Source organism: Collimonas humicola (assembly GCF_018304945.1).
GTDB classification, from domain to species: Bacteria; Pseudomonadota; Gammaproteobacteria; order Burkholderiales; family Burkholderiaceae_D; genus Collimonas; species Collimonas humicola.
In genome coordinates this window covers 209,037-227,788 of the sequence record NZ_JAGQEE010000005.1, presented here as the reverse complement: position 1 = coordinate 227,788, position 18,752 = coordinate 209,037, and the positions used below count along the sequence as shown (strand labels likewise).

The 18,752-nt window shown below is 59.6% G+C and carries 16 protein-coding genes; 12 read left to right on the top strand and 4 right to left on the bottom strand.

From position 1 onward, the window contains the following. Window positions 1–4 precede the first annotated feature (4 nt). The 4 genes from KHU30_RS16835 (at window position 5) to KHU30_RS16820 (ending at window position 4,641) form a co-directional block, all read left to right on the top strand. On the top strand, window positions 5–859 hold the full coding sequence (locus KHU30_RS16835) for an SIS domain-containing protein (RefSeq protein ID WP_061946325.1): 855 nt from the start codon (window positions 5–7) through the stop codon (window positions 857–859). Between the two features lie 46 nt (window positions 860–905). Continuing rightward, window positions 906–2,126, top strand: coding sequence for an AGE family epimerase/isomerase (locus tag KHU30_RS16830; RefSeq protein WP_211443777.1), 1,221 nt, complete (start codon window positions 906–908; stop codon window positions 2,124–2,126). A gap of 38 nt (window positions 2,127–2,164) precedes the next feature. Then, window positions 2,165–3,121, top strand: a complete 957-nt coding sequence (locus KHU30_RS16825) for a carbohydrate kinase family protein (protein WP_230427433.1) — start codon at window positions 2,165–2,167, stop codon at window positions 3,119–3,121. 404 nt (window positions 3,122–3,525) lie between these two features. Further along, window positions 3,526–4,641 (top strand): porin, encoded by a 1,116-nt coding sequence (locus tag KHU30_RS16820; protein ID WP_211443775.1) that lies wholly within the window; start codon window positions 3,526–3,528, stop codon window positions 4,639–4,641. A 443-nt stretch (window positions 4,642–5,084) separates the two neighbouring features. Here the strand turns inward: KHU30_RS16820 and KHU30_RS16815 are convergent, their stop codons facing one another. Together KHU30_RS16815 and zwf are read right to left on the bottom strand one after the other, a co-directional pair. After that, window positions 5,085–7,067 (bottom strand): glucokinase, encoded by a 1,983-nt coding sequence (locus KHU30_RS16815; RefSeq protein WP_211443774.1) that lies wholly within the window; start codon window positions 7,065–7,067, stop codon window positions 5,085–5,087. A 132-nt stretch (window positions 7,068–7,199) separates the two neighbouring features. Beyond that, a complete protein-coding gene (gene zwf / locus KHU30_RS16810) occupies window positions 7,200–8,669 on the bottom strand; it encodes a glucose-6-phosphate dehydrogenase (RefSeq protein ID WP_211443773.1) in 1,470 nt (489 codons plus the stop codon). 384 nt (window positions 8,670–9,053) lie between these two features. On the opposite strand from zwf, the gene KHU30_RS16805 reads away from it, so the two are divergent. The 5 genes from KHU30_RS16805 to tal all read left to right on the top strand — a co-directional run bounded on the left by KHU30_RS16805 (window position 9,054) and on the right by tal (window position 14,602). Next, a complete protein-coding gene (locus KHU30_RS16805) occupies window positions 9,054–10,307 on the top strand; it encodes an ABC transporter substrate-binding protein (protein ID WP_211443772.1) in 1,254 nt (417 codons plus the stop codon). Window positions 10,308–10,485: 178 nt separating this feature from the next. Continuing rightward, complete coding sequence (locus KHU30_RS16800; protein ID WP_230411074.1) at window positions 10,486–11,439, top strand: carbohydrate ABC transporter permease; 954 nt, start codon at window positions 10,486–10,488, stop codon at window positions 11,437–11,439. Further along, a complete protein-coding gene (locus KHU30_RS16795) occupies window positions 11,429–12,322 on the top strand; it encodes a carbohydrate ABC transporter permease (RefSeq protein ID WP_211443771.1) in 894 nt (297 codons plus the stop codon). Before KHU30_RS16800 ends, KHU30_RS16795 begins: the two co-directional genes overlap by 11 nt. A 68-nt stretch (window positions 12,323–12,390) precedes the next feature. Beyond that, window positions 12,391–13,536 carry an ABC transporter ATP-binding protein gene (locus KHU30_RS16790; RefSeq protein ID WP_211443770.1) on the top strand — a complete coding sequence of 382 codons (1,146 nt, stop codon included), beginning with the start codon at window positions 12,391–12,393 and terminating at the stop codon, window positions 13,534–13,536. 130 nt (window positions 13,537–13,666) lie between these two features. Further along, window positions 13,667–14,602, top strand: a complete 936-nt coding sequence (tal, locus tag KHU30_RS16785) for a transaldolase (RefSeq protein ID WP_211443769.1) — start codon at window positions 13,667–13,669, stop codon at window positions 14,600–14,602. A gap of 88 nt (window positions 14,603–14,690) precedes the next feature. Here the strand turns inward: tal and purU are convergent, their stop codons facing one another. Next, window positions 14,691–15,560 (bottom strand): formyltetrahydrofolate deformylase, encoded by an 870-nt coding sequence (gene purU, locus KHU30_RS16780; RefSeq protein WP_211443768.1) that lies wholly within the window; start codon window positions 15,558–15,560, stop codon window positions 14,691–14,693. Between purU and KHU30_RS16775 the strand changes: the two genes are divergently transcribed. Continuing rightward, complete coding sequence (locus KHU30_RS16775) at window positions 15,501–15,770, top strand: hypothetical protein (RefSeq protein WP_211443910.1); 270 nt, start codon at window positions 15,501–15,503, stop codon at window positions 15,768–15,770. The genes purU and KHU30_RS16775 overlap by 60 nt on opposite strands. Here KHU30_RS16775 and KHU30_RS16770 read toward each other — a convergent pair. Continuing rightward, complete coding sequence (locus tag KHU30_RS16770; protein WP_211443767.1) at window positions 15,762–16,313, bottom strand: bactofilin family protein; 552 nt, start codon at window positions 16,311–16,313, stop codon at window positions 15,762–15,764. The genes KHU30_RS16775 and KHU30_RS16770 overlap by 9 nt on opposite strands. Window positions 16,314–16,612: 299 nt before the next feature. Between KHU30_RS16770 and KHU30_RS16765 the strand changes: the two genes are divergently transcribed. Further along, window positions 16,613–17,722 carry a YjgN family protein gene (locus KHU30_RS16765; RefSeq protein WP_211443766.1) on the top strand — a complete coding sequence of 370 codons (1,110 nt, stop codon included), beginning with the start codon at window positions 16,613–16,615 and terminating at the stop codon, window positions 17,720–17,722. Window positions 17,723–17,734: 12 nt separating this feature from the next. Beyond that, window positions 17,735–18,742, top strand: a complete 1,008-nt coding sequence (locus KHU30_RS16760) for a M48 family metallopeptidase (RefSeq protein ID WP_211443765.1) — start codon at window positions 17,735–17,737, stop codon at window positions 18,740–18,742. Window positions 18,743–18,752: the final 10 nt, after the last annotated feature.

The following is an 18,752-nucleotide window of genomic DNA, read 5'->3' as shown; positions in this document are numbered from 1 at the left end:
GACAATGCTGCTGGATGCGATCAAGACCCAGATCGACCTGCTCTCGAAGTCGGAGAAAAAGGTCGCCCTGACCATTCTCGACAACCCGCAGCTGGCGCTGGCGGAGAACATCACCGCGCTGGCGAAGAATGCACAGGTATCGGAGCCGACGGTGGTACGTTTTTGCCGCGCCATCGGCTACGAAGGCTGGCACGATTTCAAGCTGAAGCTGGCGCAGAGCCTGGCGGTGGCGCTGCCGGGCGCCAACGAGATGCTGGCGCAGGACGATATCGCCGCCGATCTGGTCAATAAGATCTGCAGCCGCTCCATCAACACACTGCTCGACCTGCGCAATCATTTGAGCGCCGATGCGATCCAGAAAGCGCTGGACGTCCTGCTCAAAGCCAACAAGATTGAGTTTTACGGCCAGGGCACTTCCGGGATCGTCGCAGCCGATGCTCAGCACAAATTTTTCCGCTCCGGCGTTCCTACGGTCGCCTACTCCGATCCGCATATCCACAGTATCGCCGCCTCGCTGCTGCAGCCGGGCGATGCGGTGGTCGCCATCTCGCAGCGCGGCGGCAATGCCGCCCTGCTGCGCAGCGTGCAGCTGGCCAAGAAGGGCGGCGCTGACATCATCGTGTTGGGACCGAGCGGCACGCCGCTGGCGGAACTGGCGACAGTGCTGGTGCCGATCGACCTCAGCTTCAACATCGATCCCTACACGCCGATCTCGGCACGGCTGGCGCATCTGGTGGTGATCGATATCCTGGCGGTCGGCCTGGCGCTCAAGCGCGGCCCGGAATTCCGCAAGAAAATGCAGAACGCCCAAAAAGCCCTGCAGCAGTTCGACATGCAGTTCGATTCGTTTTTCCGCTGACGGCCCGCAGCCAGCCTTCATCTGCAAGCGCCTACAAAACACAGACATGAGACCAGCTTCTTCCGCACCCGACTATCGCGATCCTGAATTCCTGCGCGACCGCATGCGGCGCGACATTGCTTTTTTCCATCCGCGCGCGATCGACCCGCAGGGCGGCTTCTTCCACTACCTGAATGACGACGGCAGCGTCTACGACAGCGCCAGCCGCCACCTGGTCAACAGCAGCCGCATGGTGTTCTGCTATGCGCTGGCCTGGCGCCTGGACGGGAAGGAAGAATATCGTGAAGCCGCGCGGCATGGTCTGCGCTTCCTGCAGCAACAGCATTGGCAACCGTCGTACGGCGGCTATGCCTGGGTGCTGGAAAACGGCGCCGCCGTTGACCGCACCCAGCATTGCTACGGCTTGGCGTTCGTGCTGCTGGCGCATGCGCACGCGGCGCGCATCGGCATCAGCGAGGCAGCCGACGGCATAGGCGCCACCTTTGAACTGATGGAAAAGCTGTTCTGGTCGGAAGCCGACGGCTTGTATGCCGACGAAGCGACGCCGGACGGCGTGCTGTCGCCCTACCGCGGCCAGAACGCCAACATGCACAGTTGCGAAGCCCTGATCGCCGCCTTTGAAGCGACCGGCGAGCGGCGCTACCTGCAGCGCGCCGAACTGCTGGCGCATAACGTCACTGTGCGGCAGGCCGCCATGGCGGATGGCTGGATCTGGGAACACTACCATGCCGACTGGAGCATAGACTGGGAATACAACCGGCATGACAGCAGCAATATGTTCCGCCCTTGGGGCTTCCAGCCCGGCCACATGACGGAATGGTCGAAACTGCTGTTGCTGCTGGAACGCCATCGCCGGCACTTGCAAGGCGATGCCGGCTGGCTGCTGCCGCGTGCGCGCGCGCTGTTCGACGCCACCATGCCGGCCGCCTGGGATCAGCAATCCGGCGGCCTGGTATACGGCCTGGCGCCGGACGGCAGCGTTTGCGACAGCGACAAGTACTTCTGGGTGCAAGCCGAATCGCTGGCGACTGCCGCCCTGCTGGCCCAGCGCAGCGGCGATGCCGCGTACTGGGACAGCTACGAAAAATTATGGGCCTACAGCAGCACGCACCTGATCGACCAGGAGCGCGGCGGCTGGTATCGCATCCTCCACCGCGACAACCGGCGCTACGGCGCGGAAAAACCGCCGCACGGCAAGACCGATTTCTATCATCCGATGGGCGCCTACCTGGAAGCACTGGCAGCTGTCGGCAGCCCGCTTGAATAAATAATATAGATCACACTTCACATTGCATGGATGCCGTCATGTCTGAAACAAGCAAACCCGCACACTCCCTGCCCCAATTCGTCAGCGCCGGCGAAGCGCTTACCGACCTGATACGGGTCGGCGCCGACCAATGGCTAAGCAAGACCGGCGGCTCGACCTGGAACGTAGCGCGCGCCGCCGCCAGCCTGGGCGCGCCTTCCGCCTTTGCCGGCGCCATCAGCCAGGACTGGTTCGGCGACGAGCTGTACGCCGCCAGCCAGGCCGCCGAGCTCGACCTGCGCTTCCTGCAGCGCGCCGCGCGTTCACCTTTGCTGGCCGTGGTCTATGAAACCACGCCGCCGCAATACAATTTCATCGGCGACAACAGCGCCGACCTTGCCTTCGATCCCGCGCTGCTGCCCGAAGGCTGGCAGCAGGCGGCGCAGTGGGTCCATTTCGGCGGCATCAGCCTGACCCGCGCGCCGCTGGCCGGGCACCTGATCGAACTGGCCGAGGACCTGCACGCCCGCGGCGTCAAGATCAGCTACGACCCGAATTTCCGTAATGTGATGGACCAGCGCTACGACAGCGTGCTGAAAAAAATGGTGCAGCTGGCGGATGTGATCAAGGTGTCGGACGAAGACCTGGTCGGCCTGTTCCGCAACGATGATACCGAAGCCGCTCTGGCTACCCTGCGCAGCTACAACCCGTCCGCCACCGTGCTGCTGACACTGGGCGCCAAGGGCGCCGCCATCCATGCCGGCGCCGAATACTGGCAAGTGGCGCCGCCGCCCATCAAGGTGGTCGACACGGTGGGCGCCGGCGACGCCGGCATCGCCGGCCTGATCTATTCGCTGATACAAGAATCGAATGCAGCACCTGCCGCCAACGCCACCGGCCCCGACTGGTTGCGGCATCTGCAGTTTTCAGTTGCCTGCGGTTCAGCCGCCTGCCTGAATGCCGGCGCCAAGCCGCCGCAACTGGCGCAGGTACATGCCTTGCTGGGGAAAACCTAGGATTGCTGCAGCCGCGGCGGCAAGGACGCCCCCGATGCGCGTAAATGTATCAAAATTACTTGTAGTAAAAATACAGCAAAAAACATTCCCATAAGAAAACAAAATAAAAACTCGCCAAATCCGGGCATTCTTGATAGGCCATCCTGCTGTCGCAACTAGTAACCGCGCGCATAGGAAATCAGACAGTGCTGTAAATTAGCAACAGAAATATAGTAAAACTACACAAATAAAACAAAAATTTCATAAATCGGTTTACCATTCTTACCAATAAAGAAATCGGCATTAATTGAACGCAAAGTACAGCAAGCAGGTACACGCAATAAGCAAAGTCCGATTCAAGAATTTCGAGCAGCACAAGACTCGGAAAGCAGTGGTCAACGCCACATTTTTACTTAGGAGATGAAATGAGAAAATCTGTTCTGAAAGCCAAGCCGCTCGCGGTTGCCGCTGTCCTGGCATGCGCCTTCGCCGGCCAGGCCCAAGCACAAACCAATGTGACCATCTACGGCCGCGTTGACGCAGGCATCAACTACCAAAGCAATCAAGTAGGCAAAGACGCGAACGGCAACACCATCCGTGGCGGCCAATGGGGTGTCGGCGGCAACGAATGGGGCACCAGCATGATCGGCTTCAAGGGCACCGAAGATCTGGGCGGCGGCTTGAAAGCGATTTTCACACTGGAAAGCGGATTCCAGGCCGACACTGGCCGTTTCAACGGCACTGGCCTGTTTAACCGTCGCTCGACCGTTGGCTTGAACGGTGGCTTCGGTACCGTGAAAATCGGCCGCGACCTGGCACTGCCAAGCGACCGCGTATGGAGCATCGACCCGACCGGCCAACAGAACATGAGCACTTCGACTCTGTTCAAAGGCCGCAACTGGCCGCAAACCAGCAACCAGATCCAGTACGTCACGCCTGATACCATGGGCGGCCTCTACGTCCACGCCATGTACGGCGCCGGCGAAGCGGCAGGATCGACTACCCGCGGACCAGCTGGTTCAGGGATCGGCAACAGCACCGGCCTCGCAATCGGTTTCGTGCAGCCAACCTATGAATTGCTGGCGATGTATGACACCGCACGTGACGAAAACGGCACTTTCGACAGCCTGTTCTCGCGCTCCAAGGAAATCACTGTCGGCGGCAACGTGACCTTCGGTCCAGCGAAACTGTACGCTGGCTGGCAAAATCTGTCGGCTCCGGCACAGCCTCTGGCGACCAGCGGCATAGGCGCAGCCAACAAAGCCAATCAGTTCTGGCTCGGCGCAAACTACCAGGTGACCCCTGCCCTGACACTGATCGGCGCGGCATATCACGTCAAGCTTAACCACGACGTCGGCAGCGCAAACCTGTTCATGCTGGGCACCAATTACAGCCTGTCCAAACGCACTCTGCTGTACGCGAGCATCGGTACTATCCGCAATGGTTCCAACACAGACTTCCAAGTGCAAACCGGCGACAGCACTGGCCTGACTGGACAGAACCAAAACACGTTCTACACTGGTATCAGCCACTCGTTCTAAAGATAGCAAGCGTCGTTGGCGCGCCGCTTGAGCTCGGCGCGCCGATCATTCTTGTTAGTACTGCCTTGTAGTGCTTGCTGCGAAGAGTGGCATTAGTGAAAGACGTCCCTGGGTAACTCCCAGACTTTGCCCATTCGCGTGCGAATGGGCATTTTTTGTGGGCGACAGCTTTGTTGCAGCCGGCAATCCTGTTGCAATGGGCTATTTTCCTGCTGGTTGCCGTGGCCTACCCGGCGCTTGAAATACGCGGCCCTAAAGGCAGCGACTCACGCGCATCCTCGACCGCGCCCATGCCTGGGCCGGCTGTAGCCGTGCTGATGCTGTCGCTTGTACGCGTCGCCTGGCGCTGCTATACATCGCCGCCGGCGATACCTTGCGCAGGATAATCCAGACAGGCATTGCCGGCCTCTTTCAGGAAAGAGAACCGGCAGCCGGATTGCCATTTATTTGATGTGTGAGATAACGTTCGGCGACAAGGTCACCTCTTGATCGGCACGCGCCGACGGCACCGCCTTGCCGCCTTCGGCGGTGATCTTGTCGCTGGCCGATTCGTCCAGCGCGGCGATATGGGTCAGGATGCCACGCTTGGCCTGCCGCTGCAGTTCGGCAAAAGGACTGGAACGGTTGAGCGAGACGCCGACCGCCAGCACGTCGATCAAGAGCAGCAGCAAGATCCGCGACACCATCGGAATATGCATCATGCTGCTCTCATCATGCTCGACCGCCAGCGTGTAATGGGCACGCTTGGCCAGCTGCGAATTGCTTGGCGCCAGCGCGATGATGGTGGCGCCGGAATGCACCGCCACCTCCACCGCCGGCGCCAGATGACGCAGGCGTCCTGAATTCGAGATCACCACCACCACGTCGCTGCTCTTCAGCATGGCGGCGGACACTTCCTGCAGCTGCGGGTCGGTGTAGGCCGACGACGGAATGCCAAGGCGGAAGAATTTTTGCTGGGCATCTTCCGCCACCAGGCCGCAGCTGCCGAAACCGTAGAATTCGATGCGGCTGGCCTGGCTCAGTACTTCGATCACGCGCGACAAGGTATCGGCGTTGAGGTTATCGCGCACCTCCATCATGGCGGAGATTGTGTTGTCGACCACTTTCACGCCAACGTCGAGCGAAGAATCGCCCACATGCACCTGGCTGTGCGCAACCGGCACCGTACCGGTGACGCCCGAGGCCAGCTTCAGCTTGAAATCGGCCAGCCCCTGGCAGCCCATGGTGCGGCAAAAACGGATCACCGTCGGCTGGCTGACGTCGGCACGGCGGGCGATTTCCGAAATCGGCTCGCTCATCACCGCGCGCGGGTGCGCCAGGATCAGGCTCGCAACCTTCTGCTCTGCCGGCGAAAACTGGTCGCGCGCCTTGCGGATCTTTTCCAGGATAGGCACGGCGTTGCCGCCGCCCAGGTGCTCGGAAAGAATCGCCGCCACGCCCACGAACGCTGGATACGGCGCGGTAATGACAAAGGTCGGGATTTTCGCCAGGTAGCTGCTGAAACGTCCTTTGTTTTCAAAACGGGCGCGGAACGGCGAGCGCGCGAAGTAATCGCCCAGGCGCGGCACCACGCCGCCGCCGATGTACAAGCCGCCCAAGGTGCCCAGGGTGACGGCGACGTCAGCCGCCACGGTGCCCAGCATGGCGCAGAAACATTCGACCACTTCCATGCACAAGCCGTCCTGCCCTTGCAAGGCGCGTTCGACGATTTGCGCCGTCTGCAGCGGCTCGAGCTTGGCGACGCCTTGCAGCTCCGCCAACGCCTGATAGATCATTTCGATGCCGGGACCGGACACCAGGCGCTCGGCCGACACGTGGGAATAGGTACGCCAGCAGTAAGCCAGCACCGCAGCCTCGCGCGCATCGCCCGGGGCGAAGGTGACGTGGCCGCCTTCGCTGCCAAGCGCAATCCAGCGCCCTTCGGTAGGAATCAGGCCGCCGACGCCGAGTCCGGTGCCGGCGCCGACCAGCCCGACCACGCCGCCGCTGAGCGCCCTGCCGCCGCCGATCTGGACGCAATGCGATTGCTCCAGGTGCGGCAAAGACATCGACAGCGCGGTGAAGTCGTTGACCACCAGCAGCGTATCCAGGTTCAGGCGGCGGCGCGTGCTCTCGATCGAGAATTCCCAATGGTGATTGGTCATCTTGATGTCGTCGCCCTGCACCGGATTGGCGATCGCAATCGCAGCGTGGCGCACTTGCGCATGGGCGCCGCTACCTGCGCTATAAGCCAGGTACGCCTCTACCGCCAGCGCGAACTCCGCGTAATCGGCGCAGCGCAAGGTCTGTATCGTATCGATCTGGCCCGGTGCACGCTCCAGTGCAAAACGCGCATTGGTGCCGCCGACGTCTGCCAGCAGACGCGGACCATCCAGATAGCTAGTCGCCGAAATCTCGCTAGCACTCATGATCGTGGATGAAGACATGGTGTAAAACTTTCACTTAAATACTCATACTGTTGGTAGGACGAAGCGGCGGCAAGATTACTGCCTCGCTTCTGAATTTGTTTCTTGATTCGTCAAAATCTGCAGTCAAAATCTTCAGTCAGGATGCGCTCTTCAACGGTCTTCCGGCCATTGGGCGCCGGCCCGCTCCATCATCGCAAACGATGCGGTCGGCCCCCAGCTGCCGGCCATATAAGGCTTGGGCGCCGCACTGCTGGTCTGCCAGTGGCGCTGCAAAGGCTCGACCCAGCGCCAGGCGGCTTCCTGCTCGTCACGCCGCACGAACAGCGACAAATTGCCGCGGATCGCATCCACCAGCAAGCGCTCATAGGCTTCTGCCCGGCGCTGCTTGAAAGCCTGGTCGAACGCCAGGTCGAGCGCAACCGGCTGCACCGTCATGCCGTCGCCCGGCTGTTTTGCCAGGCAATGCAGCTGGATCGATTCGTCCGGCTGCAGCCGGATCACCAGGCGATTGCTGCTGGCCCCGGCCTGGCCGCCCGGCATCGGCAGGATGGCGTGCGGGATAGGCCGGAAGGTAATGACGATTTCCGCGGTGCGCTGCGCCAGGCGCTTGCCGGTGCGCAAAAAGAACGGCACGCCGGCCCAGCGCCAGTTGTTGATCTCGGCATGCAGGGCAACGAAGGTTTCGGTCCGCGACTGCAGCGCCACACCCGGCTCCTGCTGGTAGCCGGCCACCGACTGCCCTTCCACCGCGCCGGAAACATACTGGCCGCGCACCGCCTTGAGTTCCATGTCTTCCGGCGAGAACGGCTTGAGGGCGCGCAATACCCGCAGCTTCTCGTCGCGCACCGCATCGGCATCCATCGACGTCGGCGGCTCCATCGCCACCATGCACAATAATTGCAGCAGATGGTTTTGCACCATATCGCGCAGGGCGCCGGTGCCTTCGTAAAAATCGCCGCGTCCTTCGACGCCCAGCTGCTCGGCAATCGTCAGCTGTACATGGGCCACCGACTCGCGCCGCCACAAAGGCTCAAACAGCGAATTGGCAAAGCGCAGGGCCAGCAGGTTTTGCACCGCCTCCTTGCCCAGGTAATGATCGATGCGGTAAATCTGTTCTTCGGCGAATACGCGCGCTACCGCATCGTTGATTGCGCGCGAAGACAGCAAATCGTGGCCGAGCGGCTTTTCCAGCACCACCCGGGCTTGCGACAGATCGATCTTGCTGGCAGCCAGGTTGGCGCAAATCGGCTCAAACAGCGCCGGCGCGGTAGCCAGATAAAACACCGAAACCGCGTTGCCAGCGGCCAGTTTCTGCGCCAGGGCCTGGTAGCCGGCGCTGTCCAGCAGATCCAGCGGCAGATAAGTCAGGCGCGCCAGGAAAGCCTGCCATACGGCCGCATCCTGCACGCCGCCGCCCTTGACATAGGGCGCGGCGCTCTTGCTGACCCAGGCCAGATAGTCTTCCTGGCTGAAATCCTGCTTGGCGACGCAGATGATGCGCCCGTCCTGATGCAACTTTCCTTCCCTATGGGCAACAAACAACGCAGGAAGAATCTTCCGCATCGACAAATCGCCGGTAGCGCCAAATAAGGTGAATGTAAAAGGAATATTGGGTTGCATCAAAATTTTTGTAATAAATAAAAAACTTATATTGCAATATTAATGTAGCATTACTACAATTACAAGCGGCGCAGAGAGTAAAACCCGGATATTTGCAGGTAAACTCAAGATCGCATGTAGTTTTACTAGTTTTCACATGATACACATGGACTGGCATGTTCGCAGAGCCTGGCTTTGCGCAAACAGCTGGTGCAGCGACGGTTTGGCGTTCCGCTGCACGTTGGAACGGATTTTCAGGTAGGAGCAACAAAGGCAAGCCAGGCATGACCGCTCCCGGAGAGCGGCAGGCAGGGCGACAATCAGATCAGGCGCTCGGATCAGGCAGCAATGACCAAGCGCTTAATCATATGCATCGCATGCATTTTTTCAACACAGGAGACAAGAATGAAACTGAGTCAAATAATAAAATCGGTATTCGCCACCACTGCATTGCTGTCCAGCGCCGCGGCAGTCCATGCGGCTGAAGTGGAAGTACTCCACTACTGGACATCCGGCGGCGAAGCTAAATCGGTCGCCGAGCTGAAAAAGATCATGGAAGCCAAGGGCGTGACCTGGAAGGACTTCGCAGTCGCCGGCGGCGCCGGTGAAAACGCGACCACTGCCCTGAAAGCCCGCGTCATCGCCGGCAGCCCTCCGACAGCGGCGCAGATCAAGGGACCTTCGATCCAGGAATGGGGCCAGGAAGGCGTGCTGGCCAACATCGATGCCGCAGCCACTGCCGGCAAATGGGATTCGCTGCTGCCTAAGGTCGTCTCCAACACCATGAAGTACCAGGGTCACTACGTGGCAGCGCCGGTCAACGTCCATCGCGTCAACTGGCTGTGGATCAATCCGGAAGTCTTGAAAAAAGCCGGCGCCAAGACCCCAACCACCTGGCCTGAATTCTTTGATGCCGCCGACAAGATCCAGAAGGCCGGCTTCATCGCCGTCGCCCACGGCGGCCAGCCTTGGCAAGATGCGACCGTATTTGAAACCGTTGCGCTGGGCGTAGGCGGCGCCGACTTCTATAACAAGGCGCTGGTCAAGCTCGATCCGGCCACCCTGACCGGCCCGACCATGATCAAGACCTTCGACACGCTGGGCAAGATCAAGGGCTATATCGACAAGAACGCCGCCGGCCGTGACTGGAACCTGGCCACTGCCATGGTCATCAACGGCAAGGCCGGCATGCAGTTCATGGGCGACTGGGCCAAGGGCGAATTCACTGCCGCCGGCAAGCAGCCAGGCAAGGACTTCCTCTGCGTGGCTGCACCAGGCACTGACAAGTCGTATACCTACAACATCGACTCGATCGCCATGTTCAAGGTCAAGAATCCTGACTCGCAAAAAGCGCAGCTGACCCTGGCAACGGCCATCATGAGCCCGGAATTCCAGGAAATCTTCAACCTGAACAAGGGTTCGATCCCGGTCCGTCCTGATATCCCCCGCACCAAGTTCGACAGCTGCGCCACCAAGTCGATGGATGACATGGCTGCCTCGAGCAAAGCGGGCACGCTGGAGCCAAGCATGGCGCACGGCATGGCGGTCAACTCTGCCGTACAAGGCGCTATCCTGGACGTGGTTTCGAAGTTCATGAACTCCAACATGACTTCGCAGGCTGCGGTACAGGCGCTGGCAAAAGCAGCAAAGACACAATAAGCCGTTGTTTGATTGCTTAGTTTTGTTACTTGATTAACGTAAATAAGCAACGTAAATAAGCGTCGTAAATGAGAACAGGGGCCGGAGCGAGTAAGATCGATCCCGGCCCCCGCCCTGTCCGGCAATGGCTGGCACCGCATTGCCGGACACGGTTTTGATCCTGCTTCAGGAGACTTGCATGTCCGATCACACCCTCCCCTATACAGCCGCCGCTGTCGGGAGTCCAAGCCACACGCCCAAGCAGCAAGGGCGGATTGCGGCAATCGCCGATGCCTGGCTGCCACGCCTGGTATTGTCACCCACTATCATCCTCTCGCTGGTCTTCGTATACGGCTTCATCGCCGTGACCGCCTGGCTGTCGCTGACCAATTCGCGGATGCTGCCGAATTACGAAATTTCCGGCTTCAATCAATACGTCGCGCTGTTCGGCCTGGACCGCTGGTGGGTAGCTGCCGCCAACCTGGGCATCTTCGGCGGCCTGTTCATTCTGTTCTGCCTGGCGATCGGCCTGATCATGGCGATCCTGCTGGACCAGAAAATCCGCTCCGAAGGCGCGCTGCGCGCGATCTACCTGTATCCGATGGCGCTATCGTTCATCGTCACCGGCGCCGCCTGGAAATGGATCTTGAATCCCGGCCTGGGCCTGGAAAAAATGATGCACGACTGGGGCTTCGCCAATTTCCATTTCGACTGGCTGGTCAATTCCGACTTCTCTATCTATACCGTGGTGATCGCCGGCGTCTGGCAATCATCCGGCTTCGTCATGGCGCTGTTCCTGGCTGGCCTGCGCGGCATCGACGACAGCATCATCAAGGCTGCCATGGTGGACGGCGCCAGCTTGCCGACCATCTATCGCCGCATCGTCATCCCGGCGCTGCGTCCGGTGTTCTTCAGCGTGCTGCTGGTGCTGGCGCATATCGCGATCAAGAGCTTTGACCTGGTGATGGCGCTGACTGCGGGCGGTCCGGGCACTTCCTCCGACCTGCCGGCAATTTTCATGTATCAATTTTCTTTCTCACGCGGTCAACTTGGCCTTGGCGCGGCATCGGCAATGATGATGCTGGCTACCGTACTGGCAGTGCTGGTGCCCATGATGTACCTGGAAACAAAAGGAGCGCGCAATGGCCGCTGACAGCACCAGCAATACCATCTATAACGAAGGCAGCAAACTGACCGCCGGCCGCGTGGTGATCTACACGCTGCTGGTCTTGTGCGCGCTATATTACCTGGCGCCGCTGTACGTGATGCTGAGCACTTCCGTCAAAACGCTGGATGAAATCCGTTCCGGCAACCTGCTGTCGCTGCCGATGTCGCCCACAGGCGCCGCCTGGAGCAAAGCCTGGAGCAGCGCTTGCACCGGCGTCGACTGCAACGGCCTGCAGCCTTTCTTCTGGAACTCGATCAAGATGGCGGTGCCTGCGGTGCTGATATCGACCCTGGTCGGTTCGCTCAACGGCTATGTGCTGGCGCACTGGCGTTTCCGCGGTTCCGAGATCCTGTTCACGGCGCTGATGGTCGGCTGCTTCATCCCGTTCCAGGTCGTGATCCTGCCGATGGCGCGCCTGCTGGGCACCGTCAACCTGGCCAATACCACGCCGGGACTGGTGTTTGTGCATATCGTCTACGGCATTGCCTTCACTACCCTGTTCTTCCGCAACTACTATGTCACGGTGCCGGAAGAACTGGTCAAGGCAGCCCGTATCGACGGCGCCGGCTTCTTCATGACCTACCGCAAGATCATCTTCCCGCTGTCGCTGCCGATTTTCATGGTCTGCTTCATCTGGCAGTTCACGCAGATCTGGAACGACTTCCTGTTCGGCGTGGTGTTCGGCGGCTCAGACGCCAAGCCGGTGACGGTCGCCCTGAACAACCTGGTCAATACTTCCACCGGCGTGACGGAATACAACGTCAACATGGCGGCTGCCATCATCGCCGCCCTGCCGACCCTGGTGGTGTATCTGCTGGCCGGGAAATATTTTGTGCGCGGCCTGACTGCGGGTGCGGTCAAGGGCTAAATCGAAGCGATCGGCTGCCGCCTTGGGCGCGGCCGTGCGATGAATAAAATTTAAGGAATGAATCAAAGATGGCAAGCTTATCAATTCGCAATGTGCGCAAGGTCTACCCGAACGGCAATGAAGTCCTGAAGGGCATCGATCTCGAAATCGAAGACGGCCAGTTCCTGATCCTGGTGGGCGGCTCCGGCTGCGGCAAATCTACCTTGCTGAACATGATCGCCGGACTGGAAACAGTCTCCGAAGGCCAGATCATGATCGGCGACCGCTGCGTCAACGACGTGCCGCCCAAGGAGCGCGACATCGCCATGGTGTTCCAGTCGTATGCGCTGTATCCGACCATGACAGTACGCGAAAACATTTCCTTCGGCCTGGGCATCCGCAAGGTCCCCAAAGCCGAACAGAAACAGATCGTCGAACGGGTCGCCAACACCCTGCAGATCACCCACCTGCTGGACCGCAAGCCGGCCCTGCTGTCGGGCGGCCAGCGCCAGCGCGTCGCCATGGGCCGCGCGATTGCGCGCGATCCGTCGCTGTTCCTGTTCGATGAACCGCTGTCCAACCTGGACGCCAAGCTGCGCGTCGAAATGCGCGCTGAAATCAAGCTGATGCACCAGCGCCTGGGCAGCACCATCGTCTACGTGACGCATGACCAGATCGAAGCGATGACCCTGGGCGACCGCATTGCGGTGATGAAGGACGGCGTGGTGCAGCAGTTCGGCAGTCCGCAGGAAATCTACGACAATCCTAGCAACCTGTTCGTGGCCGGCTTCATCGGCTCGCCATCGATGAACTTCATGCGCGGCAATCTGGTGGCGAACGGCCATGGCCCGGCTTTCGAACTGCTCCACGACGGCAGGAAGACCTTGCTGCCGCTGGCGCCGGCCCAGGCGCAACGGCCGGAAATCGGCGCCTGGCTCGGCAAGGAAGTGATCCTCGGCATCCGTCCGGAACATGTCACCGACGCCCAAAGCGCCCGCACCTCGGATACCGGCGATACCGACAGCAACTATCATCCGACCGAAGTCGCCTGCACAGTGGAGCTGACCGAGCCAACCGGTCCGGATACCCTGGTGTTCACCACTTTCAATGACGCCCGCGTCACCTGCCGTACGCACCCGCGCGCGGCAGCCAAGCCGAAGGATGAAATGCAACTGGCCTTCGACCTGTCGAAGGCGGTGCTGTTCGACGCCAAGACGGAAGAACGGATCAGCTGAACCGAGCGCAGCTCGCTGCAATAAAAATGTAGGACAGCACTGCTTCTGCCAACTGTGGCAGAAGCGCATAAAATGCGTAGAATGGCAGAAAGGCATTTCCGATTAACAGTCTCTGCTTTTCTACGCTGCCATGAACCAACTCGAACAACTCAAGCAATTCACCACCATCGTCGCCGATACCGGCGATTTCCAGTCAATCAAGGCGTTTGCGCCGCGCGACGCCACCACCAACCCGTCGCTGATCCTGAAAGCTGTGCAGAAGCCGGAATACCAGCCCCTGCTGGCGCGGGCGGTGAAAGATCACGGCCAGTTGTCGACGAAAGAGATCATTGATCACCTGCTGGTCACCTTCGGCCAGGAAATCCTGAAATTGATTCCGGGCCGTGTTTCCACCGAAACCGATGCGCGCTTGTCGTTCAATACCCAGGGCACGATCGACAAGGGCCATGCGTTGATCAAGCTGTATGAGGCGGCCGGCATAGACCGCGACCGCGTGCTGATCAAGATCGCCTCCACCTGGGAAGGCATCCGGGCGGCGGAAGTGCTGCAAAAGGCCGGCGTCCATTGCAACCTGACCCTGCTGTTTTCGATGCCGCAGGCAATTGCCTGCGCCGAAGCCAAGGTGCAGCTGATCTCGCCTTTCGTCGGCCGCATCTACGACTGGTACAAGAAATCCAGCGGTCATGACTACAGCGGCGCCGACGATCCTGGTGTGCAGTCGGTCAAGCTGATCTACAGCTATTTCCGCAAGTTCGGCTACGCCACCGAAGTCATGGGCGCCAGCTTCCGCAATACGTCGCAAATCATCGAACTGGCCGGCTGCGACCTGCTCACCATCAGCCCCGAACTGCTGCAGGCGCTGGCCGAAAGCGACACAGCGGTCAGCCGCAAGCTCAGCCCAGAAGTCGCACAGCACAGCGACCTGGCGAAAATCGACCTGGATGAAACCATCTTCCGCACCATGCTGAACGACGATGCGATGGCGACCGAAAAACTGGCGGAAGGCATACGCCAGTTCAGCGCCGATGCGGTCAAGCTGGAAAAAATGGTGGATGCCTTGCGCTGACGTCGCGCTGGCCTGGGAGGCAGGCGTCGTGCAATAAAAAAATGGCCTCGGTTCGCACCGAGGCCATTTTTTCGTTCCACGCAATTCTTTATTTGAACACGACTGTCTTGTGTCCGTTGAGCAGGATACGGTGCTCGATAAACCACTTGACCGCCCGCGCCAGCACCACGCATTCGACGTCGCGCCCGATCGCGGTCAGCGTCTCCGGCTCCATCGCATGATCGACGCGCGCCACGTCCTGCTCGATGATGGGGCCTTCGTCCAGGTCGCCGGTGACGAAATGGGCGGTGGCGCCGATCAGCTTCACGCCGCGGTCATGCGCCTGGTAGTAAGGCTTGGCGCCCTTGAAGCTAGGCAGGAAGGAATGATGGATATTGATGGCGCGTCCGGTCAACGCGGTGCACATGGCCGGCGACAGGATCTGCATGTAGCGCGCCAGCACCACCAGGTCGATATTGTTGGCTTCAACGATTTCCATCACGCGCGCTTCCTGCGCCTGCTTGGCTTCAGCCGAGGCGCCTGTCGCCAATGGCAGATGATGGAAAGGAATGTTGTAGCTGGCTGCCAGCTGGTAGAAATCGGTGTGATTGGAGACGATGGCGCTGATCTCCACCGGCAGCAGGCCGCTCTTGTAGCGGAACAGCAGGTCGTTCAGGCAATGGCCGATCTTCGACACCATCAGCATCATGCGCGGCTTCTTGCGGGCATCGTGCAATTGCCAGTTCATCTGCATGCTGCCGGCCAGCGCGGAAAATTCCGCGCGCAGGCTGTCGTCGGCAATCGCCGCATCTTCCGACGAAAAATGCACGCGCATGAAAAACAATTTGGACTGAGCGTCTCCGAACTGGGCTGAATCGATGATATTGCAACCGTGATCGGCCAGAAAGCCTGAGACGCGATGGACGATTCCGCGCTGGTCGAGGCAGGACAAGGTAAGGATATATTCTGGATGGCTCATGAGTTTGGCGGGTACGGACAATTGAAAATGGCGCTTGGCAAAATGCCAAAAGCGCTATTGTCGCATGCCTGCATGCACATGACAAAAACCAGAATGGATCGCCGCCACTCTGGTTGTTTTGCACAAATAACGCACTCCGGCCGGGGTTCCCGGCCGGAAAAGCTGAAACTGCTGCGCGCCGGCTTGGCCGGCGGCAAGCTTTTAGACTAAAGCAGTTGCTGCGGCGCTGGAAGTTGCGCTGCTGGCAGGACTGGCGGCAGCAGGCTTGGCGGACGTGCCGACCTGGACTTCGCCAGTCAGCTGGCCGCCTTCTTCGATGACAACCTTGCCATAGCGGATTTTGCCGGAAACCTTGCCGGTTGAATAAATCACCAGCTTTTCACGGACAGTCAAATCGCCGTCGAACTCGCCATAGATTTCAGCCAGGTCGATTTCAGCGGAGCCCTTGAACGCGCCTTTTTCGGCGATGTGGATCACGCGCGAATTCATGGTCGCTTCCACCCGGCCTTCGACCACGAGCGTGTCGCAATCGGTGATCTCAACGCCTTTGAGCTTGATGTTCGGGCCGACAATCAGTTTGCTGCCGACTTCGTTAGTGCTGGACGACGAGTGGTTGACTGGAGTGCTCACAGGGTTGCTAGCCTTTGGAATATTGGAAGAACTGCCGGAAGTGAGATTGCTGCTGGCGCTGAACGGTGAATTGGGGGTCGGGGTTTCTCGCTTGCCGCCGAAAAACGTATCTGATTTAAGCATGTGATCTCCTGAATGGTATTGCTTGCACTAGTGCGGCCAGCACGCTGGTGCGAATGAATATGAAAATGACCAGATAAAATTGGCCAGATAAAAACGACCGGATACTGCATGACCGTGTGAGACAAAGGTCTCCAGCTTTCGAGGACCGCCTTCCGGAAAAGTTCATGGAGAAAACCATTAATTTGTAACCGTGGGCAACTCCCTGCACCAACAACAATAATTGCCGCACAGACTTTGATTGTCATTCTTTATAGCTTGCCGGATAATCAATCAACCCAATAAAACAAAGGGAATCAGGGATGAACACCGTAACTTCCGGCACGCCGCCTTCCGGCTTTGCCGCAAACTCTCCCACGCCACACCAGCCTACGCCCGAAGCATTCGTCTTTTCCGGCCGCGGCAGTGAATATTTCCGCATATGGATAGTTAATCTTCTACTATCCATCGTCACCCTCGGCATTTACTCGGCCTGGGCCAAGGTGCGCCGCACCCGCTATTTCTATGACAACACCCAGGTCGCCGGCAGCAGCTTCGAATACCACGGCAACCCGATGGCGATCCTGAAAGGGCGCATCATTGCGCTGGTGCTGATCGGCGGCTACCAGATCGCCTTCAGGCTGAGTCCGAAACTTGGGCTGCTGGCGCTGGTGCTGATGTTGTCGGTCATGCCATGGCTGATCTGGAGAAGCTATCAATTCAAGCTCTATAACTCCAGCTACCGCGGCATCCGCTTCGGCTTCCAAGGCAGCGCCGGCAAGTCCTACTTCAATTACCTGGTGTTGCCGCTGATATCCGCCTTCTCGCTCGGCCTACTCTCGCCTTTCGCCTATCAACGCACTAAAAAATACCTGCACACGGAAAGCAAGTTCGGCGCAACGCATTTTTCCTTTGACGCCAGTGTAGGCTCTTTTTATCAAATTTTTCTCATTTGTTTCGCCATTGCCGTGCTTGGCTATATCGGCATCGGCATACTCTTCAGCGGCAGCCTCATGGCCGTCGCCAGCGCTGGTGTCGGCGCCGGCAAGCATGCTGCGCCGGCAGCCTACGCAGGCCCTTTTTTCAGCATGATATTTTCCATGTATGCATGGACCTTCCTGATCGTTCCGCTGGCCCTGACCATGTTCCAGAACCTGATCTGGAACCACACCAGGCTGGCGGACCATCAATTCCAGAGCAAGCTGAAATGGACCAGGGTAGCTTTCATCATGATCACCAACCTGATCGCCATCGTCTGCACGCTGGGCCTGTTCACGCCGTTTGCGCAGATCCGCTCGCTCAAATACAGGCTTGAATCGGTAAGCTTGCTGGCGGCAGGCTCGCTCGATCATTTCCTGGCCGATGCAGAACCGCAGGGCTCCGCCGCCGGCGAAGGCATGTCCGACCTGCTCGATTTCGACTTGTCGCTATAAAGCAGCGCTCAGATGCAGAATACGCAAGCGCGGGCAGTGCGGGCTTTCTATTTCGATGGCAAGACCTCGTACCGCTATACGGTCGAACTGACAGTCGCGGCAGGCATCGCCAGCATTTCCGGCGAAGCCCAGCGGCAAGCGCCGCTTGAGGAACTGCGGGTGTCGGAAAGGGTTTCCAGCGCCACCCGCAAGGTTACCTTTGCCGACGGCGCCTATCTTGAAATCATCGATCTCGACGCCTTTGCCGAACTGCTGGCGAGCACCGGCCACGCCGACTCGCTGGTAGTGCGCATGCAGCAAAGCTGGCGCAGCGTCGGGCAAGCGGCCGGCGCGCTGGTCCTGATCCTGGTGCTGGGTTATTTATATCTGTTGCCGGCAGCATCGGGCTGGATCGCCAATGCCTTGCCCGAGTCGGTCGAAAGAAAAATCGGCGGCAGCACCCTGGATTTTCTGGACGAACGCGTATTCAGCGCATCCACCCTGCCGCCATCGCAGCAAGCCTCCATCGACAGCCGCTTCCGCGCGCTTGAGCCGCCGCGCCAAGGGGCGCCGCGATTCCAGATCATTTTCCGCAAAAGCAAGATCGGCCCGAATGCCTTCGCCCTGCCGTCCGGCGACATCGTGGTCACCGACGAACTGGTCAGGCTGCTGGACGATGACGATGCCTTGATGGGCGTGCTGGCGCATGAACTCGGCCACCTGCACCAGCGCCACCTGATGCGGCGCCTGATCCAGGTGTCCGCGGTCGGCGCCACCGCGACGCTGCTGTTCGGCGACGTCTCGGCCTTGGTGGCAAGCATTCCGCCGTTGCTGCTCGATCTCAAGTACTCGCGCGATATCGAACTGGAAGCGGACGATTATGCGATTGCCATGTTCAAGACAAATGGCATCAGCCTGACCAGGCTGGCGCTCACCTTTGAAAAGCTCGACAGCCTGCCCGCCGCTTTCTCGCCCTACCTGTCGACCCACCCGCCCAGCCAGGAACGGATTGCGCGGATCCTCAAGGCGCAGGCGGAATAAGCCTCAGACG

Bases quoted from the DNA above. Each gene is read 5' to 3' on its own strand.
- KHU30_RS16835 (WP_061946325.1), top strand. From the start codon at position 5: ATGCTGCTGGATGCGATCAAGACCCAGATCGACCTGCTCTCGAAGTCG.
- KHU30_RS16830 (WP_211443777.1), top strand. From the start codon at position 906: ATGAGACCAGCTTCTTCCGCACCCGACTATCGCGATCCTGAATTCCTG.
- KHU30_RS16825 (WP_230427433.1), top strand. From the start codon at position 2,165: ATGTCTGAAACAAGCAAACCCGCACACTCCCTGCCCCAATTCGTCAGC.
- KHU30_RS16820 (WP_211443775.1), top strand. From the start codon at position 3,526: ATGAGAAAATCTGTTCTGAAAGCCAAGCCGCTCGCGGTTGCCGCTGTC.
- KHU30_RS16815 (WP_211443774.1), bottom strand. From the start codon at position 7,067: ATGTCTTCATCCACGATCATGAGTGCTAGCGAGATTTCGGCGACTAGC.
- zwf (WP_211443773.1), bottom strand. From the start codon at position 8,669: ATGCAACCCAATATTCCTTTTACATTCACCTTATTTGGCGCTACCGGC.
- KHU30_RS16805 (WP_211443772.1), top strand. From the start codon at position 9,054: ATGAAACTGAGTCAAATAATAAAATCGGTATTCGCCACCACTGCATTG.
- KHU30_RS16800 (WP_230411074.1), top strand. From the start codon at position 10,486: ATGTCCGATCACACCCTCCCCTATACAGCCGCCGCTGTCGGGAGTCCA.
- KHU30_RS16795 (WP_211443771.1), top strand. From the start codon at position 11,429: ATGGCCGCTGACAGCACCAGCAATACCATCTATAACGAAGGCAGCAAA.
- KHU30_RS16790 (WP_211443770.1), top strand. From the start codon at position 12,391: ATGGCAAGCTTATCAATTCGCAATGTGCGCAAGGTCTACCCGAACGGC.
- tal (WP_211443769.1), top strand. From the start codon at position 13,667: ATGAACCAACTCGAACAACTCAAGCAATTCACCACCATCGTCGCCGAT.
- KHU30_RS16775 (WP_211443910.1), top strand. From the start codon at position 15,501: ATGGACGATTCCGCGCTGGTCGAGGCAGGACAAGGTAAGGATATATTC.
- purU (WP_211443768.1), bottom strand. From the start codon at position 15,560: ATGAGCCATCCAGAATATATCCTTACCTTGTCCTGCCTCGACCAGCGC.
- KHU30_RS16770 (WP_211443767.1), bottom strand. From the start codon at position 16,313: ATGCTTAAATCAGATACGTTTTTCGGCGGCAAGCGAGAAACCCCGACC.
- KHU30_RS16765 (WP_211443766.1), top strand. From the start codon at position 16,613: ATGAACACCGTAACTTCCGGCACGCCGCCTTCCGGCTTTGCCGCAAAC.
- KHU30_RS16760 (WP_211443765.1), top strand. From the start codon at position 17,735: ATGCAGAATACGCAAGCGCGGGCAGTGCGGGCTTTCTATTTCGATGGC.